18 protein-coding genes are annotated in these 17,577 nt (G+C 37.2%); 14 read left to right on the top strand and 4 right to left on the bottom strand.

The window, feature by feature from the left end; all coding sequences use genetic code 11:
* Positions 1 to 83: 83 nt before the first annotated feature.
* A complete protein-coding gene (locus tag ACP3T3_RS03105; protein WP_426478470.1) occupies positions 84 to 1,478 on the top strand; it encodes a lipase family protein in 1,395 nt (464 codons plus the stop codon).
* An 88-nt stretch (positions 1,479 to 1,566) separates the two neighbouring features.
* Here ACP3T3_RS03105 and pyrH read toward each other — a convergent pair whose 3' ends face one another.
* Positions 1,567 to 2,274 carry a UMP kinase gene (gene pyrH / locus ACP3T3_RS03100; RefSeq protein WP_426478469.1) on the bottom strand — a complete coding sequence of 236 codons (708 nt, stop codon included), beginning with the start codon at positions 2,272 to 2,274 and terminating at the stop codon, positions 1,567 to 1,569.
* Positions 2,275 to 2,441: 167 nt separating this feature from the next.
* Here pyrH and porQ point away from each other — a divergent pair, with 167 nt between their 5' ends.
* From porQ to ACP3T3_RS03075, 5 genes are all read left to right on the top strand, one after another.
* The gene (gene porQ, locus ACP3T3_RS03095) at positions 2,442 to 3,434 is read left to right on the top strand and encodes a type IX secretion system protein PorQ (protein ID WP_426478468.1); all 993 of its coding nucleotides are present in this window, start codon (positions 2,442 to 2,444) and stop codon (positions 3,432 to 3,434) included.
* 83 nt (positions 3,435 to 3,517) lie between these two features.
* On the top strand, positions 3,518 to 4,192 hold the full coding sequence (gene cmk, locus ACP3T3_RS03090; protein ID WP_426478467.1) for a (d)CMP kinase: 675 nt from the start codon (positions 3,518 to 3,520) through the stop codon (positions 4,190 to 4,192).
* Positions 4,193 to 4,287: 95 nt separating this feature from the next.
* Complete coding sequence (locus ACP3T3_RS03085; protein WP_426478466.1) at positions 4,288 to 4,638, top strand: YtxH domain-containing protein; 351 nt, start codon at positions 4,288 to 4,290, stop codon at positions 4,636 to 4,638.
* 80 nt (positions 4,639 to 4,718) lie between these two features.
* Positions 4,719 to 5,027 (top strand): phage holin family protein, encoded by a 309-nt coding sequence (locus tag ACP3T3_RS03080; RefSeq protein WP_426478465.1) that lies wholly within the window; start codon positions 4,719 to 4,721, stop codon positions 5,025 to 5,027.
* Positions 5,028 to 5,030: 3 nt separating this feature from the next.
* Entirely contained in the window at positions 5,031 to 5,531 is a 501-nt protein-coding gene (locus tag ACP3T3_RS03075; protein WP_426478464.1) for a phosphoribosyl-ATP pyrophosphatase, read from the top strand.
* A gap of 79 nt (positions 5,532 to 5,610) precedes the next feature.
* Here ACP3T3_RS03075 and ACP3T3_RS03070 read toward each other — a convergent pair whose 3' ends face one another.
* A complete protein-coding gene (locus ACP3T3_RS03070; protein WP_426478463.1) occupies positions 5,611 to 6,336 on the bottom strand; it encodes a TrmH family RNA methyltransferase in 726 nt (241 codons plus the stop codon).
* On the opposite strand from ACP3T3_RS03070, the gene ACP3T3_RS03065 reads away from it, so the two are divergent.
* A complete protein-coding gene (locus ACP3T3_RS03065; protein ID WP_426478462.1) occupies positions 6,322 to 8,931 on the top strand; it encodes a BamA/TamA family outer membrane protein in 2,610 nt (869 codons plus the stop codon). The genes ACP3T3_RS03070 and ACP3T3_RS03065 overlap by 15 nt on opposite strands.
* On the opposite strand, the gene ACP3T3_RS03060 is transcribed toward ACP3T3_RS03065, so the two are convergent.
* Both ACP3T3_RS03060 and ACP3T3_RS03055 read right to left on the bottom strand, forming a co-directional pair.
* The gene (locus tag ACP3T3_RS03060; protein WP_426478461.1) at positions 8,928 to 9,545 is read right to left on the bottom strand and encodes a SanA/YdcF family protein; all 618 of its coding nucleotides are present in this window, start codon (positions 9,543 to 9,545) and stop codon (positions 8,928 to 8,930) included. The genes ACP3T3_RS03065 and ACP3T3_RS03060 overlap by 4 nt on opposite strands.
* Positions 9,542 to 10,666, bottom strand: a complete 1,125-nt coding sequence (locus ACP3T3_RS03055) for a 2Fe-2S iron-sulfur cluster-binding protein (protein ID WP_426478460.1) — start codon at positions 10,664 to 10,666, stop codon at positions 9,542 to 9,544. The genes ACP3T3_RS03060 and ACP3T3_RS03055 overlap by 4 nt, the downstream gene beginning before the upstream one ends.
* Before the next feature lie 33 nt (positions 10,667 to 10,699).
* Between ACP3T3_RS03055 and ACP3T3_RS03050 the strand changes: the two genes are divergently transcribed.
* The 7 genes from ACP3T3_RS03050 (at position 10,700) to tnpA (ending at position 17,552) form a co-directional block, all read left to right on the top strand.
* Positions 10,700 to 11,260 (top strand): TlpA family protein disulfide reductase, encoded by a 561-nt coding sequence (locus ACP3T3_RS03050; RefSeq protein WP_426478459.1) that lies wholly within the window; start codon positions 10,700 to 10,702, stop codon positions 11,258 to 11,260.
* Positions 11,261 to 11,284: 24 nt separating this feature from the next.
* Positions 11,285 to 12,256, top strand: coding sequence for a FecCD family ABC transporter permease (locus tag ACP3T3_RS03045; RefSeq protein WP_426478458.1), 972 nt, complete (start codon positions 11,285 to 11,287; stop codon positions 12,254 to 12,256).
* A 355-nt stretch (positions 12,257 to 12,611) separates the two neighbouring features.
* The gene (locus ACP3T3_RS03040; RefSeq protein WP_426478457.1) at positions 12,612 to 12,917 is read left to right on the top strand and encodes a GxxExxY protein; all 306 of its coding nucleotides are present in this window, start codon (positions 12,612 to 12,614) and stop codon (positions 12,915 to 12,917) included.
* 97 nt (positions 12,918 to 13,014) lie between these two features.
* The gene (locus ACP3T3_RS03035) at positions 13,015 to 13,938 is read left to right on the top strand and encodes an ABC transporter ATP-binding protein (RefSeq protein WP_426478456.1); all 924 of its coding nucleotides are present in this window, start codon (positions 13,015 to 13,017) and stop codon (positions 13,936 to 13,938) included.
* 165 nt (positions 13,939 to 14,103) lie between these two features.
* A complete protein-coding gene (locus ACP3T3_RS03030) occupies positions 14,104 to 14,556 on the top strand; it encodes a MarR family winged helix-turn-helix transcriptional regulator (RefSeq protein ID WP_426479935.1) in 453 nt (150 codons plus the stop codon).
* Positions 14,557 to 14,610: 54 nt separating this feature from the next.
* Positions 14,611 to 17,004, top strand: coding sequence for a 3-hydroxyacyl-CoA dehydrogenase/enoyl-CoA hydratase family protein (locus ACP3T3_RS03025; protein WP_426478455.1), 2,394 nt, complete (start codon positions 14,611 to 14,613; stop codon positions 17,002 to 17,004).
* Between the two features lie 83 nt (positions 17,005 to 17,087).
* Positions 17,088 to 17,552 (top strand): IS200/IS605 family transposase, encoded by a 465-nt coding sequence (gene tnpA, locus ACP3T3_RS03020; protein WP_426478454.1) that lies wholly within the window; start codon positions 17,088 to 17,090, stop codon positions 17,550 to 17,552.
* The last annotated feature ends 25 nt before the right edge of the window (positions 17,553 to 17,577 follow it).

Here is a 17,577-nt window from a genome sequence, read left to right as displayed (position 1 = left end):
TGAATGGAATAACTCACGAAAGAGAATTCCCTGAAAATTTAATTCTTAATCACTTTATACACTAATTTTAAACCAATCACATCATGACAAATCCATCTTTAGATGCTTACCAACAGGTTTTTGGTATGGCAGGTCTTGCAAACCGTGCCGGAGGCTACAATGGTACCGGCACCGAATTGCAGCAACAGCTTCAATATGATTTATCTTATTATTTGAGCAATGTTCCCCCGGTTACCATAATGGGCCAGACAGAACCTTCGACGCCCAACTCTTTAATTCCTCCTCTGCTGGGAAACTGGAACCTTGTCTGGGGACCTGCTCTCATAGAAGAAACAGATGAAAATGGTAAACCAACAGGAGTTGCTGACAATGCCCTGTATGTAGCACAATGCGATGCTGTAGCATTTCCCGGAGGTCCTACGCTGCCCACGTATGTTGTAGCCATTGCTGCAACCAATCCATCTTCCCTCTATGACTGGGAAACAGAAGATTTCTCAGTAGCCGAAATAGTCAACTGGACAACTTATGATCCTTTCAATTTCACGCCTTCACCTTATAATGGTACTGACCCCTATATTTCAAAAGGAACCGCTACCGGAATAGGGATACTTCTTGGACTTACAAGCCCGGATACTGCAGCTTCGCCCAATACTACCTTACAGCAGTTGCTCTCCGGTTTAAACCCGGATCCGGATACGGCCATCATTTTTTGCGGACACAGCCTTGCAGGGGCATTATCACCCACTCTTGCCCTTTACCTGAAAGAGAATAAAAACCTGGATGCATTCGGAGTGGCACTGGTGTATCCCACTGCCGGACCAACGCCCGGTGAGGCAGCTTTTGCCAGCCTGTTCAATACTACATTTCCGCCGCTGCCTGCCGGCTGGTATTCCCAAACGGGAGATTACCAGAGCTGGAACACGATGCATTGGAATGATCTGGATGTTGTACCTCATGCCTGGCCAAAAGCAGACCTGGAACTGATTGCTGATCTATACGGCCCATCTCCTGACAAGCTGACCGCTTTTGCCCTAGATGCATTACAGAAAGTAGCTATTGCTGAAGCTTCAGAATCAGGAGCAGCCTATACCAGGATCCGGAACCAGTCACTTCCGGGACAGCTTCAAAAGATGGACGGTTCTGTACCCATTACTATTCCCCCACAGTCTTTGTATGACTATGTACAGCAGTTATTCCTGCAGCATGTAACCCTGTATTCAGGCAGCCCGGCTTCGGACAATGCTCCTGCGATAAGCGGGCTGATTCTACAGCAGCCACTTCCCCAACAATATCCACCACAGCTGGTACCGGGAGTAAGCCTGGTGACAAAAGACGAAATGATCCTAAAAATAATACAGCAAATCATCGGCTGGATTTCTTCTCATTATCTGGCAGACCAAAACCAGTTGGTGAATGAGAATACCGGCTATAAAAATGATGAAATGTCTATAAATCTTTCAGGAAATACCAATCATTAGCATTGGCTGGAGAAGGTAGTTTAAAAACAAAACACCTGTCACAGTAGTTACTGCAACAGGTGTTTTATATTTTTTAGTGGTAAATGGATTATAAATCAACCAAAGTACCTACATTTTCTCCGTCTACGATTTTTTCTAAATTTCCATCTTTATTCATATCGAATACAATGATAGGCAATTTGTTTTCGTGGCTTAAAGTAAACGCAGTCATATCCATTACTTTAAGGTTTTTTTCAAATACTTCGTCAAAAGATAATGAGTTGTATTTTACAGCATCTGCGTTCTTCTCAGGATCGCTGTCGTAAATTCCGTCTACTCTTGTTCCTTTTAAGATTACATCAGCACCAATTTCGATTGCTCTTAAGGTAGCCGCTGTATCTGTAGTAAAGTAAGGGTTTCCTGTTCCCGCTCCGAAAATCACTACTCTACCTTTTTCAAGGTGTCTTACCGCTCTTCTTTTGATGAAAGGTTCAGCCACTTTGTCCATTTCGATAGCAGACTGAAGTCTTGTCTTGATTCCTGCATCTTCCAATGCTCCCTGTAAAGCCATCCCGTTGATGACAGTAGCCAGCATTCCCATATAATCTCCCTGCACTCTATCCATTCCTTTTGCAGCCCCTGCAACACCACGGAAAATATTTCCTCCTCCAATTACGATCGCCACTTCACAGCCTTTCTTAACTACTTTTTTGATCTCAGCAGCATACTCCTGCAGTCTCTCGTTGTCAATACCGTATTGTCTGTTTCCCATTAAGGCCTCACCGCTTAGTTTCAGAAGGATTCTTTTATATTTCATCTTTTATTTTTAGTAACTTTTTATTAGTATGGGTTTCCCCGGAATTTGATTTTGCAAATATAATCATTAAAGATATTGATGAAAGAAAAATATTTAAATAGAAATAATGTAAGAAATATTTTGAAAAGTACGAAAAAGGATTATTTTTGCATTAATTATAAATTGAGTTGAAGAAAATTATCATTTTTTCATTATTTCTATCAGGAATTGTTTCTTATGCGCAAACAGGAACAAATGTTTATCCATTCTTAAACGTACCTGTATCTGCAAGACAAGCCGCTCTAGGCGGTGATGCAATTTCGGTAAGAGATTATGATGTTTCCTTTGCTATTGCAAACCCTGCCCTGTTAAATAAAGATTCTGACAAACAGCTTTCCGTCAATGCAACGGCTTACCTGGCCGACTCAAAATACGGAACTATTGCTTATGCCAAAGATTTTGAGAATGGTCATATGGCCACCATCAATGCAAGATATATGAGCTATGGAAGTATTCCGAGAACAGACGAAAGCGGTTTTGAAAACGGAGAATTCAAAGCTTCAGATGTAGCCATTGGCGCAGGCTATGCCTATCAGTTTGAAGAAGACTGGACTATTGGTGGAGGGCTTAATTTCGTTACCTCAAAAATTGACAACTATACTTCTTCCGCGATCTCAGGAACTGCGGGAGTTACCTATCATAATAAAAAGACCAAAGAAGTGCTTTCACTTGTGATGAGGAATTTCGGTTTTCAGCTGAAATCTTTCAATGGGACAAGAGAAAACCTTCCTTTCAGGGTTGATCTGGGATATACCAAAATAATAAAGAATTTCCCTCTTGCGATTACCATTACAGCACACGATCTTCAGAAATTTGATATTTCTTCGGAATATAATCTAGACGGACAGAAAGTGAATGCCGGCAGAAAAATTGCAGACCACTTTTCATTGGGAGCAGAACTGTTTCCTGAAAAAAACTTCAACATCAGGCTGGGATATAATGTAAAAAGAGGAAATGAACTGGCTGTTGCAGATCAAAGAAACTTCTCAGGACTTTCTGCAGGATTTGGAGTTAAAGTTTCCAGATTCCGTATTGATTACGCCCATGTAAGATACCACAACTCTTCGAATGTCAACCAGATAGGAATTTCCATGGACCTTTCCAGCCACAGAGGAGAATAGTTTCCCGGCTGAAAATTTCTTAATTATTCCGAAAATTTACTACTTCCTCTTGATTTTTAAGAAAAAATCTTGAAATTTGCAGTATGAAAAAACCTGTAATTGCTATCGATGGGTACTCGTCTACCGGAAAAAGTTCTATATCAAAAATCATTGCTGATCAACTGGGACTTATTCATATGGATACAGGAGCGCTTTACAGAGGAGTTACCTGGTATGCTCTGCAGCATTGTCTTAACGAAAACGGTGAAATTGACCTGAATATACTGTTTTCATCTTTTGACCAAATCAAGCTTGAATTTAAAAACAACAACGGCACCCTTATTCTTTTTCTTAATGATTCTGACATTTCTAAGGAAATCCGTACCCATATTGTATCTGACAATGTAAGTCTTGTGGCCAAACAGAAAGAAGTAAGAGACTTTTTACTGCAGTCACAGCGCACTTTGGCAGAAAAAGGAGGTGTCATTATGGACGGACGTGACATTGGGACAGTAGTTCTGCCAAATGCTGACTATAAGTTCTTTCTTACTGCCAGTATTGATGAAAGAACCAACAGAAGGTTTCTGGAGCTGAAAGGTATGGGAATAGAAGCAGACAAAAACCAGGTAAAACAAAATCTTATAGAACGTGACAAAATTGACAGCGAGCGTGAAATAGCCCCATTGAAGCAGGCTGATGACGCTATTGTTATTGACAATTCAAAATTAACCAAAGAAGAAACTATACAGCTTATTTTATCTCACATCGAAAAGATTTAACAATTTTTAATAGCTTTCAGGCCTCCTTTGGTATACAAATTGTAAGTTTTATTACTGTAAAAACTAATCTATTATTAATTATTAAAAAACTTAAAATGTCTAGAAAAGGAAATAATACAGCAGGTATATTGGCAGGACTTCTTGCAGGTGCTGCGGCAGGTGTAATCTTAGGAATGTTATACGCACCGGAAGAAGGTAAAGAAACCAGAAAAAAAATCAAAACTAAAGCGAATGATCTTAAAGATCAGGCAAAGAATAAATACGGAGAGGTTTCTGAAAAAATGAAAGACCAGTACAGCAATATTTCTTCTACTTTTAAAGAAACTGCAAACAGCGTAGCACATACTGTGAAAGACGGATATGACAAATACAAGGATCAGATTGTTTCCAAAACTGCAGATTTAGCAAAAGATGTAGAGGCGGAACTGAATGATCTTAAAAAATAAGTAATTTATCTTTTTTAAGTAAATTACAGAAAGGAACTTTTGTGCGAAAGTTCCTTTTTTTGTAACTTTAAAAAAAAACAATGATAGAAACTATTAAAGAATACGCCTCTAAGAGAATAGATCTTCTGAAAATTGAAGCGACTGAAAAGTCGTCTCTTTCTGCCGGGCTCATTACTTACTTTGTAGTACTGCTTGTTGCTTTTGCTTTTTTTATTATCCTTTTCAATTTTGGAATTGCTTTCCTTATTGGAAAAGCACTGGATAATTACTCTTACGGATTCTTAATTGTTGCCGGATTTTATGCTGTGGTAATGGCAGTTGTCATTGCCTTTAAAGGTAAAATTGTCAACGCTGTTGCAGATCAGGTTATTAAATTTTTAAATCATTAAACTATGGGCAGAAAATACGAGAGCATAGAAGAATTAAGAAGAAAGAAAAAACTGCTTCAAGGTGAAATAAGTGATCTGGAGAATCTTCTTACCTTCAAAAACACCAAGGAAAGTTTAAGTGCATTTACCAATGGCTTAAGTGACCAGTATCTTCAGGAAAAAGTAGATGAAGACGGTGATGAAAAAGTGGTTCTGAGAAAGGACGTTATTGCCAAACAGCTTACTTCAGAAGTAAAAGATTTGCTGATCAATAAAAATACGGCTGTAGGGATTGCAAGCTCGGCCTTCAGAGGTGGAAATATTACAGACAGCCTTGTTAAACTTGGAGTCACTGCTATCGTAGGAAACTATGCCAAAAAGAATATGAAAAGCTCCAACTGGAAGAAAAAGCTCATTGGTGCTGCGTTGATCTACCTTGCTCCTATAGCACTGAAATATGTCAGAAAAAAGATCGAAGTGTATCAGAAAAATAAAAGTGTTTCAAGTATGGAACAATTGATATAGAAATAAGATATTAGAAACTAGAGGTTAGATACTATTCAGTACTATTTTACAATAATTCTAACCTCTAGTTTCTAATTTTCTATTTTGAAAATAGCTGTCCTAAAATAATCCCTGCAGCCATTGATACATTCAGGCTTTCTGTAGACTGGGATTTTCCAAACCTCGGAATGCTGATACTTTTTTGTAGAAGTTTTTCTGTTTCCGGCCTCATCCCATTTCCTTCGTTTCCTAAGATCAGATTTATTTTTTGGGGCTTCTCAAAAGTATAGAGGTTCTCCCCTTCCATATCGGTTCCGATATTTACATTCTCCGTTGCAGAAAGATATTCCACAAGATCTGTATAAACCACATTTACTCTGGTAAAAGAACCCATTGTCGCCTGAATCACTTTCGGATTGTATACATCTACGGTATCTTCACTGCAGATAATCTGCTCTATTCCGAACCAGTCTGCCAGCCGTATAATAGTTCCCAGATTTCCGGGATCCTGTATTCCATCCAGAACCAATTGTATATTCTTATCCTCCAGTTTTTCTTCCTGAGCAAGGTAACACACCGCTACGGAATCTTTTGGTGTTTTAAGAAAACTGATTTTTTTTAATTCATTTTCAGAGATATGGGTAACAGGGATATCAGTACGGTCCAATTTTTGTGGATCGGTTGACAATATTTCTTTAACTTTAAAGTTAGAATTAAAAAGTTCACAAATGATTTTATTACCTTCAACCAAAAACAAATTGTATTTTTGTCTGAACTTCTTTTTATCTAAAGATTGTAAAACTTTTATTGTATGAGCTGTAAGCATTATAAGAATTCTCCTCAAAAATATTATAAAATTATCTCATTTGCAACATTTGTTGGTCTCCTTTATGCTTGTAGTACTACAAAAAAAGTTCCTGATGGTGAATACCTGCTTACCAAGAACAGTTTAGAGTTCGAGGATAAGAGAGTATTTTTTGACGAGGAACTCAAGGACTATATTCAGCAGAAGCCCAATAAAAAGCAATTCCTTTTCATGCCGTTAAGTCTCCTTCTGTATAATATGGCTGATCCAAAATACGACACAATACTTAACGAATATATGACTTATCCCGGTGAGATGAGAAATCAGAAGCTGAGAGACTCTTTATTCCTTAAATATAATATGAAAAGCAGTGTTGGAAAAAGTCTGCTTTTCGACCGTCTATTGCACAACTGGGGAACACCGCCGGTAATCCTTGATCAGGCAAGAAGCGAGAAAAGCGCTGAATCTATCAAAAAAAGACTTACCTACAGAGGATATTGGGATGCTGATGTGAAATTCAGTCATACGCTGGATTCCGCCTCTAAAAAAGCATCTGTTAATTACTCCATCAAGCATAACGATCCTACCCGCATCAAGGATTATTACTATGATATTCCGGATCAGGGAATCAAAGGTTATTACAACTATAATCTCAATAAAAGCCTTGTGAGATCGGGGCAGATTCTTGACCAGACCGTTCTTGAAAGAGAGGTAACCAGAATTACCGACCTTATGAGGGAGTTTGGTTTCTATAGATTCAATGCCTCCAATGATGAGGTATATTTCGTTGCAGATTCCCTTAAAAGCAGAAAACAGGTTCCTTTAACATTGGAAATTCATAAAGATTCCCTGGATACTCCTTACAAGATTGCTACTTTTGGAAATATTGACGTTGCCATTGTAGATGAACCCGGTGATTATCCTAAAAATACCAAAAAAGACAGCTTAAGGAGGATAAGATTCCATACGATGAATGATAAGTATAAACTTTCATCTATATGGAGGGCTATAATTCCGGATAGTAAAAAGGTTTTTGACCAGACCAAACTGGATGTAACCAAGAGAAATCTTTTGGCGATGAACAACTTTAGCATCGTTAAAGCAAGAGACTCTCTGAGACAGGGAGGAATGACTTCTCCTAATGATAGTATTGTGGATGTTTTATATGTATTAAAGCCACTTCCGAAATATGAACTTAAGGTAGGAACTGATATCAATTATTCACAGGTCCTGAACCTGGGGATCTCTCCTTCCGTTGACCTTACCACCAGAAATGTTTTCCGGGGGGCAGAAAACCTTTCTACGAGCCTTTCAGGAACATTCGGATCGATCAGAAGTACGAAAGATATCAGCAAAAGGGTTGCTGCCTACGAAATATCGGCACAGGCATCCCTGAATTTCCCCAGACTGCTGCTTCCATTTAATTATTATAAGTTTATTCCTAAGCGGTATACGCCTACTTCATCTATTTTACTGGGAGCATCTATACAGAATAACATTGGTTTGGGAAGAATCATTTTTAATACAGGATTGAATTACCAGGCAAGTGTTAATGATCAGGTATATCATAAGCTTACGTTGTTCAATACCCAGGTCAGTCTGACAAAAAATAAAGATGCTTATTATGACTATTTTGTGAATGACGGAAGGGTAAAAGATGAGGTTTTCGGTGATTATTTTAAGTTTGACCAGGAAACAGCACAAACCGGACAAGAGTATAAAGACGGGAAGCTCAGCGTAGATGAGGTTTCTAAAAAGATTATTGAAAACGAAGCTTACCGTGGAAGTCTCAATCAGCAGGGAAGAGATCTTTTGACAGCGTTCAGAGGAACATTGGTCAACAAAGACAGACAGACTCAGGATGTTCTTATTTCTTCGATGATTTATAACTTTGTATATAGTGAAATTGGGAAAAAAGAATATCCAAATGCATTTTATTTTAACGGAAAAGTTGAGCTTGCAGGTAACATCTTAAGTTTATTCAACAAAAAAGATAACGGCGGAGGTATTGTTATCGGTCCTCAAAGAACTATTTTTGGACTGCCTTATGCACAGTTTATAAAATTCGATATTGATACAAGGAAATATTTCAGATTTAATGGAAACCAGACATTGGTGCTTCGCCAGTTTATCGGAGTAGGAATACCTTATGGAAACTCCCAGGATATGCCGATCATCAAATCTTACTTCAATGGAGGTTCCAATGATATCAGGGCCTGGGTGGCATTTGGAGGATTAGGTCCTGCAGATTCTCAGGTGGATGAAAGAGTTCGTACCTATATGACAGACAATGTAAAGCTTACCACTAATATTGAATATAGAATTCCTTTCAATAAAACCTATGAGGGAGCTTTATTTACCGATATCGGAAATACATGGAGCCTTCGTAACTATAATGACGGATACGGAGATGAATTTAAATTTAATAAATTCCTGAAACAGGTGGGGATCGGAAGCGGATTCGGATTAAGATTGAATATTGCTTATATCACAGCCAGAATTGATCTTGCCTACAAGATCTATGACCCCAATAAACCTGAAGGCGACCGATGGAGATTCAAGTATTTCCAGCCTTTCAAACCAACAGTGAATATTGCGTTCGGATATCCTTTCTAATCCGGAGAAACGCCTAAGATAAAATAGACTACAGCAATCACACGGGCGAGGACTTCCCTCGCCTGATTCCTGTAAAAGCTTTCGGGCTTTGTGACATCCTGCGCATCAAACCCTAAAGCATTCATATCATTATTTCTTGCAAAAAACAACGCTCTGAGGTTGTGGTAGCCCTGAGATACAATAATGACATTTTTCTTTTTATAAACATCCTTACAACGAAGAATACTTTTATAGGTATTGAATCCTTTCGGATCTTCCATAATAATATCTTCCGGAACACCTTCCTGATAAATCAGGTAATTTTTCATGGCTGCCGGTTCATTGTAGCCTTTGCTTTTCTCGCCACTTACTATAATTTTCTTGATTTTCCCATGATGATAAAGAAGCGCCGCGGCATCCATTCTTTTGGTAAAATAAGGATTGGATTTTCCTGATCTCATTTTCGGAGATGTTCCCAGAACCAAAGCGATTTCCCTGGGCGGAATTTTTGAAATTTTGGTATATGTTCTCCCATTGGTAAGCCCGAAAACCCACGCATTACATAAGCATATCATCAGAATTCCCAATTCCAGCGATATGAACCCAAGGTTAAATATGTTCTTAATAACTCTCAACTAAGATCAAAGTTAAGCTTTATTTTTTTACTTTTCACTATAGACATGCAGGCTAAAATATGTCCCTGACCCTCCTCTTTTTCGGTAAGGTACTCGTTCTCCAGCAGTTCCACTTCACCTTCCTCCAAAGAACATTCACAGCTTCCACAGATTCCGGACTTACAGGAATAAGGCACAGGAAATTTCTGAATCAAAAGCTGCTGAAGGATTTTATCCTTATTATCAGGAAGCTGGGTCTTATATTTTTTCCCCAGCATGGTAAATTCAACTTCAATATTTTCAATCAGAGGAAATTCTTTTTCTACAGGATAAATATCATCATTAAATTCCTCAAAAAGTTCAAAATGGATATTCTTCTTTGGAATTCCGTGGTGATAGCAGGCATTGGCCAGCGTCTTGATCATTTCTCCCTTTCCGCAGATCAGCACCTCGTCTACCGCATCCCAGATGGTAGATTCTTCATCTGTATCATCCAAATGAAGAATCTGATTGATAATAAGATTCAATTTTTTTTCATCCAGCCGCCCGTAAAAAAACTGATCAGCTGTTTTTTCCTGTGAGAAAAAGTAAAATATCTGCAGTCTGTCTCCACATGTTCTCGCCAGATTATCCAGTTGATCCCGGAACACCAGACTATCTGAACTTTTATTTCCAAAAAATAAAAACAAACGGGTTCTGGGCTCGTTATGAAGAATATTTTTAAAATGACTCAAAATAGGTGTAATTCCTATACCGGCAGCAAAAGCAACGATAGTTCTGAATTCACTCGGTTTAGAAACCAATGTAAATCTTCCCGCAGGTTCACTCACCCATAGCATATCACCTGCATGATAGTTTTGAAATAACTGGGAAGCAGCTCCTTCAGAAGAATTGATCTTTATTCCCAGACATATTTTACCCTCATAAGGTGCTGACGTCATTGAATAATCATTAATAACCTCTTTCCCATGGGATTGAAATTTCATACTGACGAACTGCCCGGCTTCAAATCTGAAATTTTCTTTTAGATTCTCAGGAATATCAAACTCCAGAGAAAAAGTATTTTTGGTCAGCTCTTCCTTTTTCGCTATTTTTAACGGATGAAACTGTATCAGTTTCCCTTTATAGATTTGTTGTTCCATAACTTCAATTCAAAAATAGATAAAAAATAATTTATGAAGAAGATAATTTTCTCCACGTTACTTCTTACTGCACTGTACAGCTGTAAAAAAGAAGGTCAGAAAACCGAAAATACGGCAGCTGCAGACTCCGTTTCTGTATCTCAAAATACAGAACCAGAAGGAAGTACAGTTCTTCCCAAAGAACTTTCTCCCGAAAATGTAAGCCAGCATTTAGCAAAAAATAATGACACGTTATATGTTACTAATTTCTTTGCAACCTGGTGCGGTCCATGTATGAGAGAGATTCCAAGCTTTAAAAGTAAAATGGAGGAATTAAAAGGGAAGCCTGTAAAATTCACTTTTGTAAACCTTGATGATAAAGCTGAATGGGCTGGTGCTGTTAAGAATTTTGCAGCAGAAAACAAGCTTGGTGGCAGTATTATCTTGCTGGATGAGCAAAAATTAGATCAGAATTTCTTTCATAACAACTTCAAACAATGGGATGGAGGTTCTATACCTTTTACTTTCATGAGAAAAGGAGATAAAACCGATGAATATCTGGGAATGATGACGGAAGATGTATTGAATTCAAAAATCGATTCTTTCTTAAAATAAAATAGACTGAACTCTTTCTGAATCATGTCAAAAAGATTTAAAATCCTGTGTTTATTATTCGTGATTGCAATTATTGTAAGTGCTGTCATTAATCTGAACACAGGATTTTTAAGTTTAAACTTCCAGGATTTCTTTCAAGATTCTGCTCATAGCCAAATTGCTGAAATCCGTATCAACAGGGTTCTTGTCATGATGCTGGCCGGAATTTCAATTCCTACTTCAGGTTTTCTGATGCAGGAATATTTTCAAAATCCGCTGGCTGGCCCCGATATACTGGGAATCACTTCGGTCGCCAGTCTATCAGTTGCCTTTTATATTTTCTTTTCTCACAATATTTTACTGCCTGAATTTTTGCAGAACAGTTTCCTTAGCTTATCAGCTATTGGTGGAAGTTTGCTGCTAATGTTGATTCTTTTGTCAATGTCGAACAGATTTCAAGACAAATCTTATCTTATTATTTTTGGATTTCTGGTATCTGCTTTTGCCGGAGCAATTGTATCCCTGCTGCAATTTTATGCAGAAAATCAAAGTTTGAAAAACTATATTTTATGGTCTTTCGGAGCCAATAATATGGTAACAAGGAATCAGATTTATGTATTGTTCATCATAGTTTTAATAGGTATATTTATTTGTTTCAGAGTGATAAAGCCGCTTATTGGAAACTCACTGGGCAATTCCTATGCACAAAGTTTAGGAGTAAACCTGAAACAGCTGAAACTTTTAATAATTGTTGCATCTTCTCTCCTATCGGCTTCTGTAACTGCATTTCTAGGACCTATTCTCTTTATCGGAATTATTGTTCCCCACTTTTGCAGACTGGTCTATAATCCTTCAAAATTATGGCAGCAATGGGTTCTTAATATGTTTCTGGGGATGCTGATCATGTTATTTTTCTCGGTGATTGCAGAAAAAACACAGATTCCTCTGAATGTGATAAGCTCCGTATTTGGAATTCCTGTCATTCTGTTGATGCTTTTGAAGCAGAATAAAGTGTAGTTTTTGTTGGAAAACGCAAAGGCGAAATAAAAATGAATTTGACATTGTTTTAAGACGCAAAGATTTTATCTCCGATAAAATTGAACACCGCATATTCTAAACAAAAAATATCCGCAACCCCTTGCTGAAAATCTTTGATTTTCTTGCGTCTTAAAATATAACACAAAATATTAAAAATATTTGCGTCTTTGCGTTTACCCAACAACATACATAAATAAAATATTTTAAGGTATAATATCCTTTTCCTAACAATTCATATATTTAAACTTAACAAAGCACCACAAATGACAGAAAATGAATTATCAAAGTAGTTTTTGAGACAGGATTAAAAATTCATAGAAAGCTTGGAGCAGGATTGTTTGAACATGTTTACGAAGAATGTATGTTTTATGAATTAACAAAATCAGGTTTCCATGTAGAAAAGCAAAAATTACTTCCTATTATTTATGAAGATTTGAGAATAGAAAACGCTTTCAGACTTGATATGATAATTGAAAACAAAGTGATTCTGGAAATAAAAGCAGTTGACTACATAAGTCCTACTCATAAAGCTCAATTACTAACCTATTTAAAAATGTCAAATTGCAAATTGGGTATGCTGCTTAATTTTCAATCTGATGTTTTCAAAAACGGAGTAACAAGAATGGTGAACAACTTATAAAAATAAAACAACAGAAAAATTTAACAAAGTCAGAATCCTTGCGCCTTAAAACATTATTTTTGTAAAACATTTTCCGCCATTGCGAATAATCAACAACATGCATCTACAGATAAAACAGGCAAATATCGGCTACAAAACAATACTAATCTCCAATGCCAATGCAGATTTGAAGCTTGGTGATGTATGCCTGCTAATTGGTAATAACGGAGTTGGAAAAACGACATTAATCAAATCTATCCTGCATCAGATTCCTTTAATGAATGGAGAAATTGCGATCAATGGGAAAAATGTAAAAAACCTTTCCGTAAAAGAAATTGCGGAGAATATTGCAATTGTCTTTTCAAAATCGGTTATACCGCAGCATTATACGGTTGAAGATCTTATTTCTTTGGGAAAATACATTTACTACCCTTTTTATTTTGAGCTCAAAAAAGAAGACCGTGAAGAAATTGTTCATATTATTGAAGAACTGGATCTGACCCAATACCGATATACTCTTTTGAAAAACCTGTCGGACGGAAACCTTCAGAAAGCATATATCGGGCGCGCTATTACTCAAAATTCCCCTATCATCATTCTGGATGAGCCTACTACCCATCTTGATGAAAAAAACAAGATCATTATTCTAAAAACCTTGAGAAGACTGGCTAAAGAACAAAATAAGCTCATCCTGTTTTCGTCTCATGACTGGCGGCTGGCCAAAGAGTTCGCAGATAAGATCTGGTATGTAAAAGAAAACCATCTGTATTCAGGCATTGTTGAGGACATTTTACTGCAGCATGATGAACTTACTGGCGCATCATTATTTCAAATCAACGAAACTTTTATTCCGCCACTTATCGCTGCACCGCAGTTTCACAAGGAAATGTTGTATTCTCTGCTTCAAAAAAACTTCCAAAAAGACCTGTCTGACCTTAATTTCAAGTTTCAGAACGATTTTTGGGTAATTACTAAAGATTCGGACACTTATCAATGTGAATCTTTTGAAAAAATCATCAATTTAGTTTCAAACATTCATTAATACTACATTTTATTTGATTAATTCACATACTATGCATGCATAGTATTATGCTAGTCATATAATTTAATCTGTTTATTTCCAGCCTATTAACAAAATTTAACGTTAATAAATACTATGCATGCATAATATTTACTAAATTTGGGTAAAACCATTGGCGCAAAAATGATGGATAATAATAAGGAAAAAATAGAAAACGTAGATTTAATTTTAAAGCAGACCTGGCTGGCTGTCTCTAAAATGTACACAGAATTAGCCCAGGAACATGATTCCACAGCGGTACAGGCACTCACTCTTCTTAAAATTGACCCTAAGGAAGGAACCCGGAGTACCAATCTTGGTCCAAAGATGGCTATTGAACCCACTTCATTAACAAGAATCATCAAACTCCTGGAAGACAACGGATATATCTATAAGGAAAAAACAACCACTGATAAAAGAGAGGTTATCATCAAGCTTACAGATAAAGGATTAAACTCCAGAAATATGTCTAAGGAAGTCGTTGTGAACTTCAACAAGAAGGTGATGGAAAAAATATCTCCGGAAAAGCTGGAAGCTTTCAAAGATGTAATGGGTGAAATCATGAAAATAGCAAACGAATTACTAAATAACAGAAAATAAATTATGATGAAATCTTCGGGTATCATATAATCTTATAAAAATAAAAATTTACATATGAAAAGAAGAATCAAACATGTAACGGTTCTTGGTTCAGGAATTATGGGAAGCGGTATCGCAGCTCACTTCGCCAACATCGGTGTTGAAGTATCACTCTTGGATATTGTTCCTTTTGAACTTACTGAAGCTGAACAGAAAAAAGGTTTGACCAAAGATGACAAGGTAGTAAGAAACAGAATTGCTGCCGAAAACTTTGAGAAACTTAAAAAAGCAAGTCCTGCACTTCTTTATTCACCAAAGTTTGCAGACAGAATTAAAATCGGAAACTTCGATGATGATTTGCCGAAAATAAAAAATACAGACTGGATCATTGAAGTAGTAGTAGAAAGACTTGACATCAAGAAGTCTGTATATGAAAAGATTGAACAGTTCAGAAAACCGGGAACGTTAATTTCATCTAATACATCCGGTATTCCTATTCATTTCCTTACAGAAGGGAGAAGCGAAGATTTCAAAAAATACTTTGCAGGAACACACTTCTTCAACCCTGTAAGATATCTTCCTCTTTTAGAGATTATCCCAACTAACGATACAGCTACTGAGATCATCGATTTCTATATGAATTACGGAGCGAAATTCTTAGGTAAAACAACTGTTTTAGCTAAAGATACTCCAGCTTTCATTGCCAACAGAATCGGGGTATTCTCTATGATGGATCTTCTTCACAATGTTCAGAAATTAGGACTTACCGTTTCTGACGTTGATAAATTGACAGGTCCCGTAATCGGGCGTCCAAAATCGGCTACGTTCAGAACAGCTGATGTGGTAGGTCTTGATACTTTGGTAATGGTAGCCAACGGAGTTCGTCAAAGCGGTGCAGAAGCGAATGACTTCAATGACGTATTTGCCCTTCCTCCTTATATCCAGAAAATGATGGATAATAAATGGTTAGGCTCAAAAACAGAACAAGGTTTTTATAAAAAAGTGAAAAACGCAGAAGGAAAATCTGAAATTCACGGATTAAACCTTGATACTTTAGAGTATGAACTTCAGGGAAAATCATCATTCCCTACTTTAGAATTAACAAAATCTATCGACAAACCGATTGACAGATTCAAAGTCTTAATTGGTGGTAAAGATAAAGCCGGTGAATTGTACAGAAAATCGTTAGGAGCATTATTCGCTTATGTTTCGCACAAAGTACCTGAAATCTCTGACGAAGTTTATAAAATTGACGACGCTATGAGAGCCGGTTTCGGATGGGAAAACGGACCATTTGAAATCTGGGATGCTGTAGGGGTTGCCAAAGGTATAGAACTGGCAAAAGATGCAGGATATGAAGTTTCAGACTGGGTAAAAAATGTAGAAACTTTCTATAAAGTAAATGATGAAGGACAAAGCATTTATGTTGACAAAAATTCAGGAGAATACAACAAAATTCCGGGTCAGGATGCCTTTATTATCTTAGACAATATCAGAAAAAACAAAACACTCTGGAGCAACTCAGGAGCTGCAATTGAAGATTTGGGAGACGGTATCATCAACTTTGAGATCCGTTCAAAAATGAACTCTCTCGGAGGCGAAGTTCTTGACGGATTAAACAGAGCGATCGATTTAGCAGAAAAAGAATACGATGGATTAGTAGTTGGAAACCAAGGAACGAATTTCTCTGTAGGAGCCAACCTTGCGATGATCCTTATGATGGCTATCGAACAGGATTGGGATGATTTGAATATGGCCATCGCCTACTTCCAGAAATCAATGATGAGAGTACGGTACTCTTCAATTCCTGTAGTTGTAGCTCCTCACGGAATGACTCTAGGCGGAGGATGCGAGATGACCATGCATGCCGACCGAGTGGTTGCAGCCGCAGAAACATATATCGGTCTTGTAGAAACCGGTGTTGGGGTAATTCCTGGCGGAGGTGGAACTAAAGAATTGACTTTAAGAACTTCCAGAGAATTCCACAACGATGATGTTAAAAATAACAGACTTCGTGATGCCTTCATGAATATCGCAATGGGTAAAGTTGCCACTTCTGCTTATGAAGCTTATGATATGGGAATCCTTGAAAAAGGCAAAGATATTGTTTCCGTAAGCAAAAACAGACAGATTGCTGAAGCTAAAAAAGTGGCAAAACTATTAGCAGAACAAGGATATACCCAGCCAATCGAGCAAAAAGTAAAAGTTCTTGGTAAAGATGCATTAGGAATGTTCTATGTAGGAACAGACCAGATGTTAACCGGAAACTTCATCTCTGCACACGATAAGAAAATTGCAGATAAACTGGCCAACGTAATGGTAGGTGGAAATTTATCTGAACCGACAGTCGTGACTGAACAGTATTTATTGAATCTTGAAAGAGAAACCTTCCTTCAGCTATGCGGAGAGAGAAAAACTCTGGAGAGAATTCAGTATATGTTACAAAATGGGAAGCCATTAAGAAACTAACGGGAAGCTCCGTAGGAGCGAACTGTTAGTAGCATGAATAATTTAAAAATTGGAGAGCCTCGTAGAGGCGGCCTGTTAATCTTATGGCAAATACCTACACTCAGATTTATATTCAAATTGTTTTCGCTGTAAAAGGAAGACAAAATCTGATTTCAAAAGAAAACAGAGAAGAATTACATCAGTTTATAACAGGTATTATTTCCAATAGAAACCAAAAATTATTCGCAGTTTTTGCAATGCCAGACCATGTGCATATTCTTGTAAGTATGAATCCGGCACTTTCGGTTTCAGATTTAGTAAGAGATATTAAAGCGGGTTCTTCAAAATTCATCAATGAAAAAGGATGGATGAATGGAAAATTCAATTGGCAGGAAGGGTACGGAGCTTTTTCTTATTCTAAAAGCAGTGTTGATTCTGTTGTAAAATATATTTTAAATCAGGAAGAACATCATAAAAAGAAAACATTTAGAGAAGAATACCTGGATTTTATGTCAAAATTTGAGATAGAATATGATCCAAAATATTTATTCGAATGGATTAATGATTAACAGGTCGCTCCTACGGAGCTCCTCA

The organism is Chryseobacterium sp. CBSDS_008, assembly GCF_049959325.1.
In the GTDB taxonomy this organism is placed as follows: Bacteria; Bacteroidota; Bacteroidia; order Flavobacteriales; family Weeksellaceae; genus Chryseobacterium.
The sequence above is the reverse complement of the archived record's forward strand: the minus strand, read 5'-3'. Positions and strand labels throughout refer to the sequence as shown.